The sequence below is a fragment of the Arthrobacter sp. SlRoot2-15 genome (genome assembly GCF_059739345.1).
This window is the reverse complement of the sequence record NZ_AP046058.1, coordinates 2322590-2339025: the sequence shown is the minus strand read 5'-3', so window position 1 is coordinate 2339025 and position 16436 is coordinate 2322590. Positions and strand designations below refer to the sequence as shown.

Below are 16436 nucleotides of genomic sequence, written 5' to 3'. Positions count from 1 at the left end.
CTCGGCAGCCGTCCCGCCGCGGCGGTGTGCGTGGATGGTTCGCGCCCGGCGCCTGGCATTGGGCACCAGGCATCAGGCGCGGACCGCCGGGGCGCTACTTCTTTTCGCTGTCCAGGAACTTCTGGAAGGCGTCGTGGGCCGAGTCGGCCGCGGCCGAGGAATCGGCACCGGTGATGGTGGCAACGATCGGGGCGCCGACGATTTCGCGGGCCTTGCCCACGGTGACAACCTCGGGACGGTCGTGGCCGACGCCGTTCTTGGCGCTGGCCGCGATGGCCTCAGCCAGGTCCTTCGGGTAGGTGGAGGTACCCGCCGGGTCAGCCCAGACCGAGGCACGCGGGCCGGGAACGCCGGCCTTCTGGGCCTGCAGGGTGCGGTCCTTGCTGGTGGCCCACTGGATGAACTTCCAGGCGTTGTCCTGGTTGCCGGAGGCCTTGTTCACGGCGAGGCCCCAGGACGGGATGTTGTACGGCTTGGAACCGGCCGGGCCGGCGGGCAGGGCGGCGAAACCGACCTTGTCGGCGACCTTGGACTTGGCCGGATCGGTGGCGTTCTTGTACAGCGAGTCTGCCTCGGTGTAGAAGGCGGCCTTGCCCTGGGTGAAGATGGCCATCGCCTCGGGCCAGCTCATGTCGGTGCTGACGTTCTTCGGGCCGTAGTTCTTGATCAGGCCGCCGTAGAAGGAGTACGCCTTCTTCGCGGCGTCGCTGCCGACGGCGGACTTGCCGCTGCCGTCGGTGAAGTCGCCGCCGAAGCTGTAGAGGAAGCTGGAGAACTGGGTGACCGCGGCGGACTTGCCGGTACGGGCCACGAAGCCGGCGGTCTCCGGGGTGGATTCCGAGATCTTCTTGGCGGCTGCCTGCAGCTCGTCCATGGTCTTGGGGACCGCGACGCCGGCTGCCTGCAGCAGGTCCTTGCGGTAGTAGAGCACCTCGCGTTCGGTGATGATCGGAACGCCGACCACCTTGCCGTCCACGGTGGAGGCCTTGACCGGGCCCTCCTGGTAGTCCTTCCAATCCCAGCTGGCGTCCGAGGAGACCTTGGACGTCAGGTCGGCGAGGTAGCCGTTCTTCGCGAACGCCTTGCCCTCCTGGAGCGGGCGGTACATCATGACGTCGATTTCGTCGCTGCCGGCGTTGAGCTTGACGTTGTACTGGTCCGAGAGCTGGTCCTCGCCGAGCTGGGTGAGCTCGACCTTGAGGCCAGTGGCCTTTTCGAATTCCGGAATGGCTGCCTTGATGCCCTCGGTCCACACGTGGTTGGCCAGCGTGACCCGCACCGTGCCGGCGGCCTTGGCATCGCCGCTGCCGCCGCCGCAGGCGGTCAGGCCGAGCGACAGCGCCGCGGCTACGGCCGCGTACTTCACAATTGAACGCCGCTTCATTACGACTCCCTTGTCTTCAGGGCCGGATCAACTTCCAGCCACCCGCGGATGCATCTTTACATCTGCTCTGGAGCGATCTTAGAGAAATAAAGCAGACTTAAACAACCCCTTGCGCCCACCCGTATGATTTATTCATGCAAACCCCAAAGGCGGAGTCTTCAGCTGACCTGCACTCCGTGCTCGTCCAGACCCTGGGGCTCGCCATTGCCGAGGGGAGCCTGGCGCCGCACTCGATCCTCCGACTGGACGAGCTGGAGGCCCAGCACAGCGTGTCCCGTTCCGTGGTGCGGGAAGCCACCCGGGTGCTCGCCTCCATGGGCATGCTGGAATCCCGGCGCCGGCTGGGCACCGTGGTGCAGCCGGAGGAGTCCTGGAACCTGTACGACCCGCAGGTGATCCGCTGGCGGCTGGCCTCCTCCCGGCGGGTGGACCAGCTGCGCGCCCTGAACGAACTGCGGGGCGCAATCGAACCGCAGGCCGCCCGGCTGGCCGCCGAGCGGGCCTCCTGGGACACCGGCAGCGACCTCGTCGCGCAGGCCGCGCGGCTCTGGGCGGCGGGCCAGCGCGGCGACCAGGACGAGTTCCTGCGGCTGGACATCGCGTTCCACGCCGCCGTGCTCCGGGCCTCCGGCAACCCGATGTTCTCCCAGCTGCACAACCTCGTCGCCGAGGTCCTCACCGGCCGGACGGAGCACGGGCTGATGCCGCACCTGCCGCAGCATGAGGCGCTCCAGCTGCACGTGGAGGTGGCCAGCGCCATCCAGCGCGGCGAGATGGACGCCGCCCACGCGGCCATGCGCAGGATCGTGGAACAGTCCACCGAGGAGATCGGCGACATCTGGTCCAGCCACCACCACGACCGCGCCGCCCACTGACCCCCGTCCCACCACAATCCTCACAGTCAGTTACGGCCCATGTGGGGCAGCTGGATGGGCTCGAAGTGACCCCGCGATGTTCCCTTAGCGGCCGCCCTCGAGCTTCCGGCTGCGCTGTTCCTGGGCCATGGGCCCGTACGGATACACGCCGACGCGGGGCCGGCTGACCTCGGTCAGCCGATCCGTCTCCGCATCGGTGAGCCGGAGGTCCGCTGCCGCCAGGTTGTCCGCGAGCTGCTCGGTGCTCCGCGCGCCCAGGATCACCGAGGTGACCGCCGGCCGGTCCGCGAGCCAAGCCAGCGCCACCTGGGAGGCGCTGACGCCATGCCGGGCCGCCGTTTCCTGCACCTCGTCAATGATGTCCCAGGTCCGCGGGTCACCGTTGCGGGCCTCCCACGCCTCCATCCCGCGCTTGGGGTTTTCACCGAGCCGGGTGGCGCCGGCGGGCGGCTGGTCGCGCTTGTACTTGCCGGACAGCCATCCGCCGCCCAACGGGGACCAGGGCAGCAGCCCGATACCGGCGTCGAGCGAGGCCGGGACGATTTCCGACTCGATCTCGCGGACCAGCAGGCTGTACTGCGGCTGCAGTGTCACGGGGGCGCTCCAGCCTTGCGCCTTGGCCACGTGGACGGCCTTGGTCAGCTGCCAGCCCAGGAAGTTGGAGAAGCCGTAGTAGGCGATCTTGCCGCTACTGACGGCGTCATGCAGGAACCGGAGCGTCTCCTCCAGTGGAGTCACCGGGTCCCAGGCGTGCAGCTGGTAGAGGTCGATTTGCTCGACGCCGAGCCGGCGCAGCGAGTCATCCAGCGCCCGGCCCAGGTGACGGCGGGAGGTCCCGACGTCGTTGGGTGCGTGCCCCATCGGGAAGCGCCCCTTCGTGGCCACAACAGCCCGGTCCCGGAGCTCGGCCCGGTCGGCCAGCCACCGGCCGATGATTTCCTCCGACACCCCGGAGCTGTAAACGTCGGCGGTGTCGATGAAGTTGCCGCCGGCCTCGAAGTAGGCGTCCAGGATGGCGCGGGACTGCTCCTCGCTCGCCTCGGCGCCGAAGGTCATGGTGCCCAGCGCGTAGTTGGAGACAACGGCGCCGCTGTTGCCCAAGGTGCGGTATTGCATGGAACTCCTCAGTGGTTGGGTCGGTCGGGGTGGGTCTGCGCCTCAGTCCTCTGTCGGCGTCGTGCGCAGCGAGTGGTAGTTGCGCCAGCTGTGCTCCGGGGCGTAGCCGAGGAGCCGTTTGGCCTTCTCGATCGAAAGCAGGGTCTCGTGTTCGCCGAGTTCCCTGACCACCTCGACGTTGGGGAACACCTCGGCGGCCAGCTCGCTGCTGGGCCGGCTCATCACAGTGTCCGCGTTGGCGACGATGAAGGCCTCGAAGCCGGGCGTGCTGTGCTCCAGCGCCCGCGCCACGGCCTGCGCGCCGTCGCGGCCGTCGATGTAGCCCCAGAGGTTCCATTTGCGCAGCCGGGCGTCGTGGTCGAAGGAGGGGAACTCCTCGTAGTCCTCCGGATCCATCACGTTGGAGAACCGCAGCCCGGTGATGCTCAGCGCCGGGTCCCAGCGGGTGAGCTGGATCGCCATCTGCTCCTCGAGGTGTTTGACCAGCGAGTAGGTGCTCTCCGGCCGGGCCGGGTACTCCTCGTCCACCGGCAGGTAGGGCGGATCGACGTCGAACGGCAGGCCCAGCACCGTCTCGCTGGAGGCGTAGACGATTTTCTTGATGCCGGCGCGGCGTGCTGCCTGGAAAACGTTGTAGGTGGCCTGCATGTTGTTCTCGAACGTCGCCGCGTCCGGGGCGAGGCCCGGGGCCGGGATGGCCGCCAGGTGCACGATCGCGTCCAACCCGGCGTGCCGGTCGTCCAGGCCCAGGATGACGTCCAGCACCTGACCGTAGTCGCGCAGGTCCACGCGGGTGAATCCGTGCTCCCGCTCGCCCGCCTGGTCCAGGTTGGTGACCTCGTGGCCGTCGTCGGTGAGCCTGCGGACCACGTTCCTGCCGAGCTTTCCGCTTCCTCCGGTCACTGCAATTTTCATCAGGGTCTCCTCGGTGGTCGGCTGCCTGCGTTCCCCCCACCCTAGAACGGCCGACGGCCGCGGCGCACCCCCGGCGGCCCACGGACCCTCCGCAGACCGCGGTGACCTTTGGCCCTAGGCGCTGCCGGGTCGACCCGGAAAGGTGGGTGCCATGAGCGGAGATCAGCGGATAGTCGTGGGCGTGGACGGCTCGGAATTTTCGACGACGGCGCTCCGGCTCGCCGGACGCATGGCCGCCGGCCTGAACGCCCCGCTGGAGGTCATCACCTGCCTGGGCACCTCGGATTTCTTCCTCGCATCCCACCTGCCGGAGGAGCGCACCGCCTCCACCGAAGAGCTTGAGGAAACCGCGAAGCGCCTCGTGGAGCAGTCCCTGGAGAGGGCCTTCGGGGACGCACGCCCGGAGCGGCTCACCCGGCAGGTCAAATTCGGGCCGCCGGCCAAGGTGCTGATCGACGAGAGCAAGGATGCCCAGCTGCTGGTGGTCGGCCGGCGCGGACAAGGCGGCTTCCTCGCGCAGGTCATGGGTTCGGTCAGCGGCGCCTGCGCGGCCCACGCCCACTGCCCGGTGCTGGTGGTGGGCCAGGAGTCCCGCGAAGGCCAGCCGGGCGCATGAGCTCAGGCCGGATCGGCCGCGCCGCGTCCCGCGCGCAGCGGCCCGCCGGATGGAAGCGACCGGCCGGATGGAAGGGTCCGCTGGCGGCGCTTGGCGCCGCGGCCGCGGCCGCGGGCTACGTCCTCGCCGTCCGGCCGCGCCTGCTGAACTGGGGCGCGACCTCGCAGGAAGCCGCTGGCCCGCTGGCGGGCGATGAACTGGTACCAACGCCCCGGCTACAGAGCACGCGGGCCGTCAGCATCGCCGCCCCGCCGTCGGCCGTGTGGCCGTGGCTCGTCCAACTCGGGGCCGGCCGCGGCGGGATGTACAGCTACGACGCCCTCGAGAACGCGGCGGGCCTCGGCATGCACAGCGCCGACCGGATCCACCCGGAGTTCCAGCAGCTCGCCGTCGGCGACATCATTCCACTGTCCGCCAGCGGCGGCATTCCGGTCCGGCGGCTCGAACCCGAGACGGTGCTGGCCCTGGGCGGCACCCTGGACCCGCGCACCGGGCAGCCTGCCGGGGATGGCGCGTGGGACCGACGGCGTGTGAGCGGTCCCCGGCTGGAAGTTGGCTGGACCTTTGTCCTGCAGCCCCTCGGCTCCCGCAGCACCCGGCTGCTGGCGCGGACCCGCTATGACTACTCGCCGCTGCCGCTGGGCATTCCGCTGCGGGTCGTGCTTGAGCCGTTGCAGTTCCTGATGGAGCGCAGGATGCTGCTGGGCATCCGCGCCCGTGTCGAGCGCCGCCGCCCGCGCAGCAGGCGCCGCCGGGGACGCTGAGGGCGGGGGCTTTGTGCCCTACGGCGCCTCCCCGGGGCGTCATAGCCTGAGTTAACAGAGCGGCGAGGCCGCCCGCCGGATTCCGGGAGGACAACGGTGAAATCGGCAAAGACAAGTATTCTCGCGGGCATTGTCCTGATGACGGTCGGCGGCCTACTGCTGCTGGACCTGCTCGGCATCTTCAAAATCGCAGCGTTCCTGCCGCCGCTGATTTTCACCGCGGTGGGGCTGGTGTTCGTGTCCCTGTTCGTCCGCAGCCGGGAGAACTGGTGGGCGGCCATCCCGGGCTCGGTGTTCCTGGGCCTGGCCGCGGTCATCACCGCCGCGCAGCTCTCCCCGGGCGACGGCGGCGGGGCCTACCTTTTCCTGTTTATGGCGGCCGGTTTTGCCGCGGTCTACCTGCGCGAACGGGGCAACTGGTGGGCCCTGATCCCGTGCGGGGTGATGGCCACACTGGCAGTCATTGTGGCCCTCCCGCCGGGGCTGCCCGGCACCGCCGTCGCCGCCGTCCTTTTCCTGGGCCTGGCGGCAACGTTCGGTCTGCTGTCCCTGGTCCGGGTGCGGCTGTCCGACGGACCGTCAGAGCACCAGGACCGGATGAAGTGGCCGTTGATTCCAGCCGCAGCCCTCGGCGTGCTGGGCGCAATTTTCGCCCTGCAGGCCACGGCGGCGCTCATTGCCCTGGACTTCGCCGTCCCCGCCGGCATGATCCTCGGCGGGATCGCCCTGCTGGTCTACGCCTACCGGGCCCGCCGGGGCGGCACTCACAAGGTGCACGGCGCCTAGGAGCCCCCTAGTTGTCCGCCGCCAGCTGGGCCACGACGGCGCGGAGCCGGGTGCCGGCGTCGTCCGCCACCTCCCGGACTGCCGGGCTGCCGCTGAGCTGCACCATGGTCTGCGGGTCGATCACGTCCACGGTCGTTTCCGCCGCGCCCGGAGCTCGCCGAACCACCACGTTGCACGGCAGCAGGGCCCCCATCTCCGGTTCGGCCGCCAGGGCCCGGCTGGCCAGCTGCGGGTTGCAGGCCCCCAGGATCACGTAGTCGCCCAGGGCCTGTGCCGCGTCCTCGCCGAGCTTGGCCGCAAAGGTGTCGCGGACGTTGATCTCGGACAGGACCCCGAAGCCCTGGCCCGCCAGGGCGGCGCGGGTCTTCTCGACGGCATCCGCCCAGCCGAGCGGGACGGCAGCGGTGTAGGTGTAGGTCATGGTTCACTCCTTGTGGGACGGTACGGTCTCGGGCAAAAGGTACCTGGTAAACCAGTCCCGGGCCAGTATGGCCGCCGCGGCCAATGTCCCGGGTTCCTCGAAAAGATGGGTGGCGCCCTGGACCACGGCCAGCTGGTTGGGGCACCGCATCATGGCCTTGGCCTTGCGGTTCAGCTCCAGCACCTCATAGTCGAAGCTTCCCACGATCAGCAGCGTCGGCGCCCGCACCGCGGAGAGCCGCGGACCGGCGAGGTCGGGGCGTCCGCCGCGGGATACGACGGCGGCCACCCGGGCGGAGGGTTCGGACGCGGACCACAGCGCGGCCCCCGCCCCGGTGCTCGCGCCGAAGTAGCCGACCGCACTTGACGCGGTGTCCGCGCGGGTGGCCAGCCAGTCGGTGGCCGAGGACAGCCTGCGTGCCAGCAGCTCGATGTCGAAGACGTTGGCGCGGTTGCGTTCCTCCGCCGGCGTGAGCAGGTCCAGCAGCAGCGTGCCCAGGCCGGCGCGCTGCAGCACACTGGCCACAAACCGGTTCCGCGGGCTGTGCCGGCTGCTCCCGCTCCCGTGGGCAAAAACCACCACGGCGCGGGCAGGCACCGGCAGGTGGAGCTGGCCCTGCAGCCGCACTCCCCGGGACGGAATCTCCACCTCTTCATCGAACTCCATTGGATCCTCGGTGACCGCCGACGTGCCGGCCGGAGGCGGCGAGTCCTTCAGCCGCCGTGCGGCGGCGTCGAGCAACTGGATCACCTCGTCGTCCTCGGTGGGCGAGAAGTCGCGGTAGTGGTAGCCGACGGCGGAAAACTGCCGGGGCGTGGCGAGGCAGACCACTTCATCGGGTTCGCTCAGGCCCGCGAGGGTGTCGGCCGGGGCGACAGGCACCGCCAGGATCACCCGCGCGGCCCCCAGTTTGCGGGCGATCCGGCAGGCGACCCGGGCGGTCGACCCGGTGGCGATGCCGTCGTCGACGATCACGGCGATGCGACCGGTCAGGTCCTGGCGGGTGCGGCCCTTCCGGAACCGTGCCACGCGGTTTTCCAGCACGGCCCGCTCATGGTCCTCGACGGCCTGCAGTTCCGCCTCACTGACCCTGGCCTGGGCCAGCACATGCTCCTCGAGGACCCGGGCCCCGCCCTCGCCGATCGCCCCCATGGCCAGCTCCGGCTGGTACGGCAGCCCGAGCTTGCGAACGACGATCACGTCCAGGGGTGCATCCAGCGCGGCGGCAACCTCGAACGCCACCGGAACCCCGCCGCGCGGAAGGCCAAGGACCACCAGGTCCTTGCCGCGAAGGTCCGCCAGACGCCGCCCCAGCTGCCGCCCGGCGTCGACCCTGTCTTCAAAAATGCTCATTGTCTTGGCTTTCCAATCGGGCGCCGGCCGACGGGCCCGTCCTGGGATGCGCTCCGCGGGCTGGGCATCGGAGGAGGCTGGGCACCGGAGCAGCGTGGGCATCGGAGCAGCGTGGCCGCTTTCTCCCACTATCCGTCAGGAGTTCCGGGGATGTGAGGGCCCTTGTACCCGGTTTCGTTTCCGCCGGGTGCCCCTCCCCCGCCGGGGTGCCAGCGGGGCCCGGCGGGCATGCCGGGTGGCGGCGTCCGGGGTGCTGAAACGTGCCGCGCGCCGAGCCACGTGGTGGTCCTTGCCCCGGCGGCGGACCCGCGGCAGCACCGGCACGGCGGGCTGCTGGGCGGCGCGGGAGAAGAACCATTGCTTGGCGATCTCCACCAGCACCAGGTACACCACGGTCATGCCCAGCAGGGCCAGGAAGAAGGGCACCGGCAGCGGGTCGAAGCCCAGCACGGCGGCCAGCGGGGACAGCGGAAGGTAGACGCCCAGGGCAACCACCCCCAGCGCGGCGCAGAGCAGTCCGAGGGAGGGCCGGCTGCGCAGGAACGGTACCCGGCGGGTCCGGATGGCGAAGATGATCAGCGTCTGAGTGGCGATGGATTCGATGAACCAGCCCGCCCGGAACTCCCCCGGGACGGCGTCGAAGACGAACAGCATCAGGGCGAACGTCGCGAAGTCGAAGACCGAGCTGATCGGGCCAAAGAGGAACATAAAGCGCCGGATGAACGCGATGTTCCAGTGGGCCGGGGCCAGCAGCTGTTCCCTGTCCACCCGGTCGCCGGGGATGGCCAGCTGGCCGGTGTCGTAGAGCAGGTTGTTGAGCAGGATTTGTCCGGGCAGCATCGGCAGGAAGCTGAGCACCACGGACGCCGTCGCCGCGCTGAACATGTTGCCGAAGTTGCTGGAGGTGCCCATCAGCACGTACTTGATTGTGTTGGCGAAGATCCGCCGGCCCTCCATGACGCCGTCGGCCAGCACCCCGAGGTCTTTGTCGAGGAGCACGACGTCGGCGGCGTCCTTGGCGACGTCCGAGGCACTGTCCACGGAGATGCCGATGTCGGCCTGGTGCAGCGCGAGCGCATCGTTCACGCCGTCGCCCATGAACCCGACCGCTCCGCCGCTCTGGCGCAGCAGCCGGATGATCCGGGCCTTCTGCTCCGGGGAGACCCGGGCGAAGATGCTGGCCTCGCGGGCGGCGGCGCTGAGCTCCGGATCGGACATTGCCTCCGCCTCAGACCCGGTGATGGTCCCGCCGGAAAGCACCCCGAGCTCGTCGCAGACCCGCTCCGCCACCTTGGCGTTGTCCCCGGTGGCGATCTTGACCGTGATGCCCAGCGCCTCGAGCCGGTCCAGGGACTCCCGTGCATTGGCCTTGGGCTTGTCGAGGAAGACCAGGAACCCGGCCAGGTCCAGGTCTCTCTCGTCGGCCGGTGACATGTCCTCCAGCCCGGCCGCGTTCCTGGACGCCACGGCCACCACCCGGGAACCGGCGTCGAACTGTTCATCCAGCAGGGCCTGCACCGCGGCCGGCGTGGCGCCGCACAGCGCCAGCACATCCTCCGGCGAGCCTTTGGTGATGATCCGGGCGGGGCCGCCGGCGTCGCGGACCAGCACACTGGTCCGCCGTCGCTGGTGGTCGAAATCGATCACGTCGAGCCGTTCGAAGCGGGCGGGTTCGAACGCCGCGGCCTGCGGGGACTCCCAGAGTGCGGCGTCCAGCGGGTTCTGCCCGACCACGGACTTCTTCGCCTCCGTGTAGTCCGCCTCGGTGGCGAGCAGCCCCAGCGTGAACAGCTGCTCCGCGGACACGCCGCCGGCCACCGGCAGGGCCGCGGTGAAGCTGATCCGGCCCTCCGTCAGGGTCCCGGTCTTGTCCGTGACCAGGATGTCCATGTCTCCGAGGTCCTCGATGCAGACCAGCCGCTTGACCAGCACCCTGCGTTTGGCCAGCTGCCGGGTGCCGGTGGCGAGGCTGGTGCTGACGACGGCGGGCAGCAGCTGCGGGGTGATCCCGACGGCGATGGCCAGGGAGAACAGCAGCGACTCGATCACCGGGCGCTGGAGCAGCAGGTTTGCGACGAAGATGAGCGAGGTCAGCCCGATGGCGACCTGAAGCAGCAGGAAGGAGAAGCGCTTGAGCCCGAGCTGGAACTCGGTCTGCGGCTGCCGCTCGCCCAGGCCGAGCGCGATCCGGCCGAATTCCGCCCGGCCCCCGGTGGCCACCACCACCCCGGTGCAGCTGCCGGACTGGATCACGGTTCCCATAAACAGGCAGGATGTCAGGTCGCCCAGCGCGGCCCCGCCGGCCACCGGGGCGGGATCCTTCCCCACCGGCAGCGACTCTCCGGTCAGGATGCTCTCGTCGCAGAGCAGGTCCTTGACGGACAACAGCCGCAGGTCCGCCGGGATGATGGCGCCGAGTCCCAGCTGCACGACGTCGCCGGGCACTAGGGCGGTGACGTCCACCTCGCGCGCGGTCCCGTCCCGGAGTACGACGGCGGTGTGCGTGACCCGCGAATGCAGGGCCTCGGCCGCCCGTTCGGCCCGGAATTCGTTGCTGAAGCCGAGACCGACGCTGACGAGCAGGATCACGCCGATCACGATCGAGTTGGTGGCGTCCCCGAGAAAGAGCGAGAGCCCGGCGGTGATGAGCAGGAGGATCAGGATGGGGCTGCGGAACTGCCGCCCCAGCACCGACCAGCCGCTTGCCTCGTGGGTGCGGACCGCGTTCGGACCCAGCGTGGCGAGCCGTTCCTCGGCCTCCGCCTGGGCGAGCCCGCCCGCGGCAGACCCCAGGCGGGCAAGTACCGTGGCCGCGTCGGTCCGGGCGGCGTCGGCGATGGTCAGGGGCCGGGAGGCGGCCTCCCGGGTGTCTAGCTGTGGCATACAGATTCCGTCCGGATACCTCGAGGTACGGCTAAGACTACGTCGGCGGCGGCGTGGAGTCATTTGGCAGGGGTGAAGGGCAGGTGAAACGCCGGCAAAGTCCCGTATATAATCTCTTTTCGGTACGGTTTAGCAGAAGGCCGTTGGATAGTTATTCGATCCGGCTTCGCTGCCGCTACCACCGCCCCCTTCCTCGCTGTGGTGCGCCGCGCCTGGCCGGTTCGATTCGGTTCGAGCGAAACGGCATCAAGGAATAGTGGTAAGCGAGTCAACCGCAACATCGATCAACCAGCACCTGCACCAGCTCGTGTTGAACAGTGCCGACGTGGAGGAATTCCTCGGCGAGTTAGCCAGGGTTTCGGCCCGCAGCCTGTCCGAGCCCGGTGATGAAATCCTGTGCGGGATCACCCTGCTCCGGCAGCGGAAGGCGGCCACCGTCGCCAGCAGCAGCGCAGCGGCGCAGGCCATGGACGAGATTCAGTACGGCTTCGGCGACGGCCCCTGCGTGACCGCCTCCCGGGAACAGGTCACGGTGCACATTGCCGACCTGGATGCTGACCCGCGCTGGCCCCAGTCCGCCGCCAGGGTCCGGGAGCACGGCATGCGCTCCATCCTGGCCGTCCCCTTCCTGCTCGACGGCGAAACCCGGGCGGCGCTCAATCTGTATTCGCACCGGCCGCACCGCTTCGACGATCGGGCCCAGCAGCTGGCGAGCATCTTCGTGAGCCAGACGACCATGGCGCTCGGGTTGGCCGTGCGGTTCGCGCACTTCAGCGAGACGGCGGTCAACCTCAAGGCGACGCTGGAGACCCGCACCGCGATCGACGTCGCGATCGGCATCATCATGGCGCAGAACCGCTGCAGCCAGGCCGAGGCGTTCGAGCTGCTCAAGGCGGCGTCCAGCACCCGCAATGTCAAGCTGCACACCGTTGCCGCGGCGATTGTTGACGCCCTGGGCCACGGGCCGGCACGGACCCACTTCGAGGATTAGCCCTCCGGGCCGGCGGCCTGCGGTGTTGCAGTCACCCGGGGCGCCGGCGCCGCCGCCTCCGCCAGGACAGTGCTGATGGTGACCTGATGGGCGAGAATCCGGAAGTGCCCGCCCGTGTCCAGCGGCACGTTCCGGGCGCCGGGGAGCACACTGCCCTCCGGGATGTGCGGGTCGAAGAGCCCGTAGACGGAGGTAATCCGCTCGTTGACGCGTTGTTCGCGGGAGAGCTGGAGGGTGACCGCGCTGCGCGGGGACAGGGCCCGCAGGCTCGGCAGAAGCATGTAACCCGCGTACCGCGAGCCCGAGAACGGGGATCCGACGGCGACCATCCTAGTGATCCGCCGCTCCGGATCCAGCGACATCATCACGTACTTGCCGATCAGTCCGCCCTTACTGTGGGCCACGATCAGGGTGTCCCGCAGGTCCCGATCGCGGAGGTAGCCGGCAATCAGGGCCGCCGCTTTGGGGACGGCAAGCCGGTTGCGCTGTAGCACCGTCACCACGTGCACGGGATGCCCGGCTCCGTGCAGCTCCCGGATCAGCGGCAGCATAAAGCGCCAGTCCTCAAAGATGCCGGGGATGACGACGACGGGCCGGCCGGCGCCGCTGAGGAACTCGTCGGGGCCCACCCGGGAGACCGCGCTGCGCAGCTGCCGGCCGGCGGCGTAGGCGTAGTCCAGGGCCCACCAGGCGGCGAGCCGGAGCACCGAACTCACGGGGTAGACCTCTGGGCGGTTTCGCTTCCGGAAGCCGCGACGCCGGTGAAGCCGAGGATGGAGTCGGCGACCTGGACGGCCCGGTTGTGCTGGACCACATGCCCGGTTCCCTCGATTTCAAGGAATGTTGCGGAGGCTGCGTGGGCAGCCAGCCGGCGGCACCAGTCCGCCGGCGCAACGGGGTCGTTCGCGCCGCGCAGCACGAGCACGGGAGCCGTGACGCCGCCGATCCTTTCATCGATCGGGTAGTCCATCATGACCGGCAGGTTCTTGAGGTACCAGCTGGGTCCGCAGCGGAGGTAGTCGGTGAAGACCAGCGCGTTGGAGGACGGACTCTCGAAGAACAGGCAGTCGCGGCCGAGCGCCAGGGCCTGTTGCGCCACGGTGCGCCGCCGGTCGTTGACCACCGGACCCATCAGCACCACGTGCGGGATCCGCGACGGGTGCTGCCGCGCCGCTTCGACCGCGAACTGCGTGCCCATCGAGTGCCCGACCACCACGAACTCCAGCACGCCAAGCTGCTCGAGGGCACCGAGGATGTAGGTGGCGTATTCCGCCACGCTGAGCGTGTGCGCCGGCCTGGGGGTGGCACCGAACCCCGGCAGGTCGATCGAGAAGGTGTCCACAGATTCCGCGAGCAGCTTGTGAAGGCGCTGCAGGTAACGGTGCGAGGCGCCGATTCCGTGGATCAGGACGACGGCGGGTGCCCCTGCCGCGCCTGCCGGCCGCCGGGAGGCGAAGACGTGGCCCAGGTGTCCCGCGGCCTCAACCTCGATGCGCACGGGCCTGCTCATGATGGTCTCGTTTCTGTTCGGCGCCTTGGATCAGCGTCTAGTAAGCATACTGACAAAGCCCGGCACCCCCTGTACCTTGGGTGGAACATCCGGGGCGGACGTCCCGCAGGCCAGCATCGGAGGAACGCATGAGCAGCACACCGACCGACCCGGAAGACATCGTCAGCGACGGGGTGGAAGAGGACGGGACGCCCGTTCCGCGCGACCCCGGCAGCGCCGGCGGCGGCACGGGCGCCGCGGCGCCGACGTCGGGCGCACCAGCGGGCGCCGCGGAGGGCCACGCCCCCGGCGAAGGCGACGCGAATAAAGTGCCCGGACCGGCCGAAGAACAGGACGAAAAGACCGCAGACGACCGCGGCCTCACCACGGACACCAGCCCCGACTGAGCCAAGGCGAGACGCCGGCCGGGCACCCCTGCCGCGGGGTGCCCGGCCGGCGGCTGATCGCTAGCCGGCGGCCGGCGCGATGTTGACGAGCCAGTCCACGCCGAACTTGTCCTTGCACATGCCGAAGGTGTCGCCCCAAGGGGCCTTCTCCAGCGGCATGCTGACCGTGCCGCCGTCGGACAGTTTGTCCCAGTAGCCGCGCAACTCCGCCTCGTCGGTGCCGCTGAGGGATACCGAGAAGTTGTTGCCGGGGGTGTAGTCCATGCTGTTCGGCGTGTCGGCCCCCATCAGCACCATCCCCTTGTCGCTTGTCAGCATGGCGTGCATGATCTTGTCCTGCTCGGCAGGGTCCTGACTCGCCTGGAATTCGGCGAAGGTGCTCATGTTCAGCTCCCCGCCGAACACAGACTGGTAGAAGGTCATGGCATCCTTCGCGTTGTCGCGGAAGCCAAGGTAGGGATTGAGGGTGGTCATATCCGGGACTCCTTGATGGCTGGTGGCGAGGGAGCGGGCAGACGGCCGCCGCCGCTCCGGCGCGGCTTACAGGGCATATCCTGCCGGAAATCGGGCACAGTTCATAGGCCCGGCTCCGGCACGGACAGCCGGCCAGCCCGGCCCGGTACCGGCGGATCCCGCCGGGCGGCGCTCGGCGGGCGGCGCTCGGCCTAGGCGGTCTGGCCGCCGTGCTCGCCTTCGGCGATTTCTTCCAGCAGCTTGCTGTTGAACGCCGGCAGGTCGTGCGGGTTCCGGCTGGTGACGAGCCCCTGATCCACCACCACTTCCTCGTCGCTCCAGTGGGCGCCTGCGTTCTTCAGGTCGGTCTGCAACGTGGGGTACGAGGTCACCTTCCGCCCGCTGACGACGCCGGCGTCGATCAGCAGCCAGGGGCCGTGGCAGATCGAGGCCACCGGCTTGTGCTGTTCGAAGAATCCGCGGACGAAGCCCTGGGCGCCCTTGTGGATCCGGAGATGGTCGGCGTTGACGACGCCGCCGGGGATCACCAGGGCGTCGAAGTCGGAGGCCCTGGCCTGGTCAACGGCGAGGTCGACGTCGAAGGTCTCTCCCTTTTCGGTGCCTTCGTAGCCCTGCAGCTTTCCGCCCTTGGGCGCCACCAGGGTGGGCTCGCCACCGGCTTCCTTGACGGCGTTCCACGGGCTGGTCAGCTCGATCTCTTCGACGCCGTCCGTCAGCAGAAACGCGACCTTTTTGCCTGCAATGGTGTGCTCCGACATGTGTCCTCCTGGGGCCAGCGCGAGGTGTTGCCGGCCGTCGGGCCGGCCAAGTCCCCCGCGGCGATCTTGGTGCCTTACCCCTTCAACTTTAGGAACCGGGAAAATAATAAGCAAGCTGATCATATTGGGGAATTCTCGCCGTAGCTCTGGACTTCCGATTGCGGGTGTGGCTAGGGTGACGGAAGTTGCCGAACTCATCGTCTCGATTACTGCGCCGCACCTGGGGGGTGTTGCACGTGAAGAACGAACGACTTTCCGGACGCGCCTCGCGCCATTTGCGACCCGTGCTGCTGGCCGGTGCGGCGGCGGCAGTGTGGTTGGCCCTTTCCGCGACAAGCGCGAGCGCGGAGACCGGCGCCTCCCAGGACGAACTCGCCGGCGTCTCGGCGCTCTCCGTTGCGGCACCGCTGGCACCGCCGGCCGCGCCCCAATCGCCGCCATCAGATTCCGGGGGCGACAGCTCTGGGCTGTTGTCCCCGGTTTTACGCGTCCTCCCCCGCTCTGTTGACCCGGTTGCCGCCTCAATTCCCGCCGTGACGCACGTTCCGTCGAGCGCACTGAGGGATGTGGCCTCCCCTGCCGTAGAACTCGTGGCCGACACGGCAGCGGGTGCGGTCCGGACAGTCATCCCCGTCGTGTCCGGGCTCGTGCCCGGTTCGGGACCTTTAGTAGACCCGATCACCGACGCACTGACGGGCGTTTCGTCGCTGCCGACGGCCCCCGCCCTGCTGCCCGCGGCGCCCGCGCCCGCACCACCCGCCGCGGACCCGGTTGAGGCTGCGACCGCGTCCCCGGGTTCCCCCGGCGCCGCTACCGCCGCCGGAATCGCGCCGCCGGAATCCGGCGCCACGCCCACTGCTTCGCGACACCAGGCGCTGCCCAGCGCCTGGGGCCCGGGCGCCTCTAGCGAGGCCCGGGAGCCGGCGAACGACCTCCCCGCTGACGAAGTCCCCGGCGCAGTCCCCGCCATCCCGGGTTCCGGCGCGGCGAGCAGCCAGCCTGGGTCCGGTCCGGGATCGTGTGCCGCCGCTGAGACCACAGCCTTCGAGCTCCGGCCGCCCCCGGGCATGTGCGAGACCCGCCACCCGCTCCAGGCCGCTCCCGAACCGGTGTCCTTCGACCCCGGATCCTCTCCCGATTAGTTGGCGCCTGCCTGCCCTGCAACGGGCGGGCCACGGCCGAATCGGACTGCCGTCCTGGCAGC

At 69.5% G+C, this 16436-nt stretch carries 17 protein-coding genes; 7 read left to right on the top strand and 10 right to left on the bottom strand.

The genetic code is table 11. The annotated features are described in order from the left end of the window. Positions 1-94: 94 nt before the first annotated feature. Entirely contained in the window at positions 95-1384 is a 1290-nt protein-coding gene (locus tag AC6I9V_RS10725; protein ID WP_497899425.1) for an ABC transporter substrate-binding protein, read from the bottom strand. A 134-nt stretch (positions 1385-1518) separates the two neighbouring features. On the opposite strand from AC6I9V_RS10725, the gene AC6I9V_RS10720 reads away from it, so the two are divergent. Next, positions 1519-2259 carry a FadR/GntR family transcriptional regulator gene (locus tag AC6I9V_RS10720; RefSeq protein ID WP_497899424.1) on the top strand — a complete coding sequence of 247 codons (741 nt, stop codon included), beginning with the start codon at positions 1519-1521 and terminating at the stop codon, positions 2257-2259. 84 nt (positions 2260-2343) lie between these two features. Here the strand turns inward: AC6I9V_RS10720 and AC6I9V_RS10715 are convergent, their stop codons facing one another. Continuing rightward, positions 2344-3375, bottom strand: coding sequence for an aldo/keto reductase (locus tag AC6I9V_RS10715; protein WP_497899423.1), 1032 nt, complete (start codon positions 3373-3375; stop codon positions 2344-2346). 42 nt (positions 3376-3417) lie between these two features. Continuing rightward, complete coding sequence (locus AC6I9V_RS10710; protein ID WP_497899422.1) at positions 3418-4290, bottom strand: NAD-dependent epimerase/dehydratase family protein; 873 nt, start codon at positions 4288-4290, stop codon at positions 3418-3420. Between the two features lie 151 nt (positions 4291-4441). On the opposite strand from AC6I9V_RS10710, the gene AC6I9V_RS10705 reads away from it, so the two are divergent. The 3 genes from AC6I9V_RS10705 (at position 4442) to AC6I9V_RS10695 (ending at position 6456) form a co-directional block, all read left to right on the top strand. After that, positions 4442-4906 carry a universal stress protein gene (locus tag AC6I9V_RS10705; protein WP_497899421.1) on the top strand — a complete coding sequence of 155 codons (465 nt, stop codon included), beginning with the start codon at positions 4442-4444 and terminating at the stop codon, positions 4904-4906. Further along, positions 4903-5670: an SRPBCC family protein gene (locus AC6I9V_RS10700; protein ID WP_349414740.1), complete on the top strand. Its 768-nt coding sequence runs from the start codon at positions 4903-4905 to the stop codon at positions 5668-5670. The genes AC6I9V_RS10705 and AC6I9V_RS10700 overlap by 4 nt, the downstream gene beginning before the upstream one ends. Positions 5671-5766: 96 nt before the next feature. Next, positions 5767-6456, top strand: a complete 690-nt coding sequence (locus AC6I9V_RS10695) for a hypothetical protein (RefSeq protein WP_497899420.1) — start codon at positions 5767-5769, stop codon at positions 6454-6456. A gap of 7 nt (positions 6457-6463) precedes the next feature. On the opposite strand, the gene AC6I9V_RS10690 is transcribed toward AC6I9V_RS10695, so the two are convergent. The 3 genes from AC6I9V_RS10690 to mgtA form a co-directional block, all read right to left on the bottom strand. Further along, a complete protein-coding gene (locus AC6I9V_RS10690; protein ID WP_497899419.1) occupies positions 6464-6877 on the bottom strand; it encodes a DUF302 domain-containing protein in 414 nt (137 codons plus the stop codon). A gap of 3 nt (positions 6878-6880) precedes the next feature. After that, complete coding sequence (locus AC6I9V_RS10685; RefSeq protein ID WP_497899418.1) at positions 6881-8230, bottom strand: phosphoribosyltransferase family protein; 1350 nt, start codon at positions 8228-8230, stop codon at positions 6881-6883. Between the two features lie 135 nt (positions 8231-8365). Then, positions 8366-11113 carry a magnesium-translocating P-type ATPase gene (gene mgtA / locus AC6I9V_RS10680; protein ID WP_497899417.1) on the bottom strand — a complete coding sequence of 916 codons (2748 nt, stop codon included), beginning with the start codon at positions 11111-11113 and terminating at the stop codon, positions 8366-8368. A gap of 256 nt (positions 11114-11369) precedes the next feature. Between mgtA and AC6I9V_RS10675 the strand changes: the two genes are divergently transcribed. Continuing rightward, complete coding sequence (locus AC6I9V_RS10675; protein WP_497899416.1) at positions 11370-12104, top strand: GAF and ANTAR domain-containing protein; 735 nt, start codon at positions 11370-11372, stop codon at positions 12102-12104. On the opposite strand, the gene AC6I9V_RS10670 is transcribed toward AC6I9V_RS10675, so the two are convergent. Together AC6I9V_RS10670 and AC6I9V_RS10665 are read right to left on the bottom strand one after the other, a co-directional pair. Then, entirely contained in the window at positions 12101-12820 is a 720-nt protein-coding gene (locus AC6I9V_RS10670) for an esterase/lipase family protein (RefSeq protein ID WP_497899415.1), read from the bottom strand. The genes AC6I9V_RS10675 and AC6I9V_RS10670 overlap by 4 nt on opposite strands. Then, positions 12817-13614 carry an alpha/beta fold hydrolase gene (locus AC6I9V_RS10665; RefSeq protein WP_497899414.1) on the bottom strand — a complete coding sequence of 266 codons (798 nt, stop codon included), beginning with the start codon at positions 13612-13614 and terminating at the stop codon, positions 12817-12819. Before AC6I9V_RS10665 ends, AC6I9V_RS10670 begins: the two co-directional genes overlap by 4 nt. 128 nt (positions 13615-13742) lie before the next feature. Here AC6I9V_RS10665 and AC6I9V_RS10660 point away from each other — a divergent pair, with 128 nt between their 5' ends. Next, a complete protein-coding gene (locus AC6I9V_RS10660; protein ID WP_497899413.1) occupies positions 13743-14000 on the top strand; it encodes a hypothetical protein in 258 nt (85 codons plus the stop codon). 60 nt (positions 14001-14060) lie between these two features. On the opposite strand, the gene AC6I9V_RS10655 is transcribed toward AC6I9V_RS10660, so the two are convergent. Continuing rightward, positions 14061-14474 (bottom strand): VOC family protein, encoded by a 414-nt coding sequence (locus AC6I9V_RS10655; RefSeq protein ID WP_349414749.1) that lies wholly within the window; start codon positions 14472-14474, stop codon positions 14061-14063. 191 nt (positions 14475-14665) lie between these two features. Beyond that, positions 14666-15232: a type 1 glutamine amidotransferase domain-containing protein gene (locus AC6I9V_RS10650; protein WP_497899412.1), complete on the bottom strand. Its 567-nt coding sequence runs from the start codon at positions 15230-15232 to the stop codon at positions 14666-14668. Between the two features lie 533 nt (positions 15233-15765). Here AC6I9V_RS10650 and AC6I9V_RS10645 point away from each other — a divergent pair. After that, complete coding sequence (locus AC6I9V_RS10645; RefSeq protein ID WP_497899411.1) at positions 15766-16374, top strand: hypothetical protein; 609 nt, start codon at positions 15766-15768, stop codon at positions 16372-16374. The last annotated feature ends 62 nt before the right edge of the window (positions 16375-16436 follow it).

Bases quoted from the DNA above. Each gene is read 5' to 3' on its own strand.
- AC6I9V_RS10725 (WP_497899425.1), bottom strand. From the start codon at position 1,384: ATGAAGCGGCGTTCAATTGTGAAGTACGCGGCCGTAGCCGCGGCGCTG.
- AC6I9V_RS10720 (WP_497899424.1), top strand. From the start codon at position 1,519: ATGCAAACCCCAAAGGCGGAGTCTTCAGCTGACCTGCACTCCGTGCTC.
- AC6I9V_RS10715 (WP_497899423.1), bottom strand. From the start codon at position 3,375: ATGCAATACCGCACCTTGGGCAACAGCGGCGCCGTTGTCTCCAACTAC.
- AC6I9V_RS10710 (WP_497899422.1), bottom strand. From the start codon at position 4,290: ATGAAAATTGCAGTGACCGGAGGAAGCGGAAAGCTCGGCAGGAACGTG.
- AC6I9V_RS10705 (WP_497899421.1), top strand. From the start codon at position 4,442: ATGAGCGGAGATCAGCGGATAGTCGTGGGCGTGGACGGCTCGGAATTT.
- AC6I9V_RS10700 (WP_349414740.1), top strand. From the start codon at position 4,903: ATGAGCTCAGGCCGGATCGGCCGCGCCGCGTCCCGCGCGCAGCGGCCC.
- AC6I9V_RS10690 (WP_497899419.1), bottom strand. From the start codon at position 6,877: ATGACCTACACCTACACCGCTGCCGTCCCGCTCGGCTGGGCGGATGCC.
- AC6I9V_RS10685 (WP_497899418.1), bottom strand. From the start codon at position 8,230: ATGAGCATTTTTGAAGACAGGGTCGACGCCGGGCGGCAGCTGGGGCGG.
- mgtA (WP_497899417.1), bottom strand. From the start codon at position 11,113: ATGCCACAGCTAGACACCCGGGAGGCCGCCTCCCGGCCCCTGACCATC.
- AC6I9V_RS10665 (WP_497899414.1), bottom strand. From the start codon at position 13,614: ATGAGCAGGCCCGTGCGCATCGAGGTTGAGGCCGCGGGACACCTGGGC.
- AC6I9V_RS10660 (WP_497899413.1), top strand. From the start codon at position 13,743: ATGAGCAGCACACCGACCGACCCGGAAGACATCGTCAGCGACGGGGTG.
- AC6I9V_RS10655 (WP_349414749.1), bottom strand. From the start codon at position 14,474: ATGACCACCCTCAATCCCTACCTTGGCTTCCGCGACAACGCGAAGGAT.
- AC6I9V_RS10650 (WP_497899412.1), bottom strand. From the start codon at position 15,232: ATGTCGGAGCACACCATTGCAGGCAAAAAGGTCGCGTTTCTGCTGACG.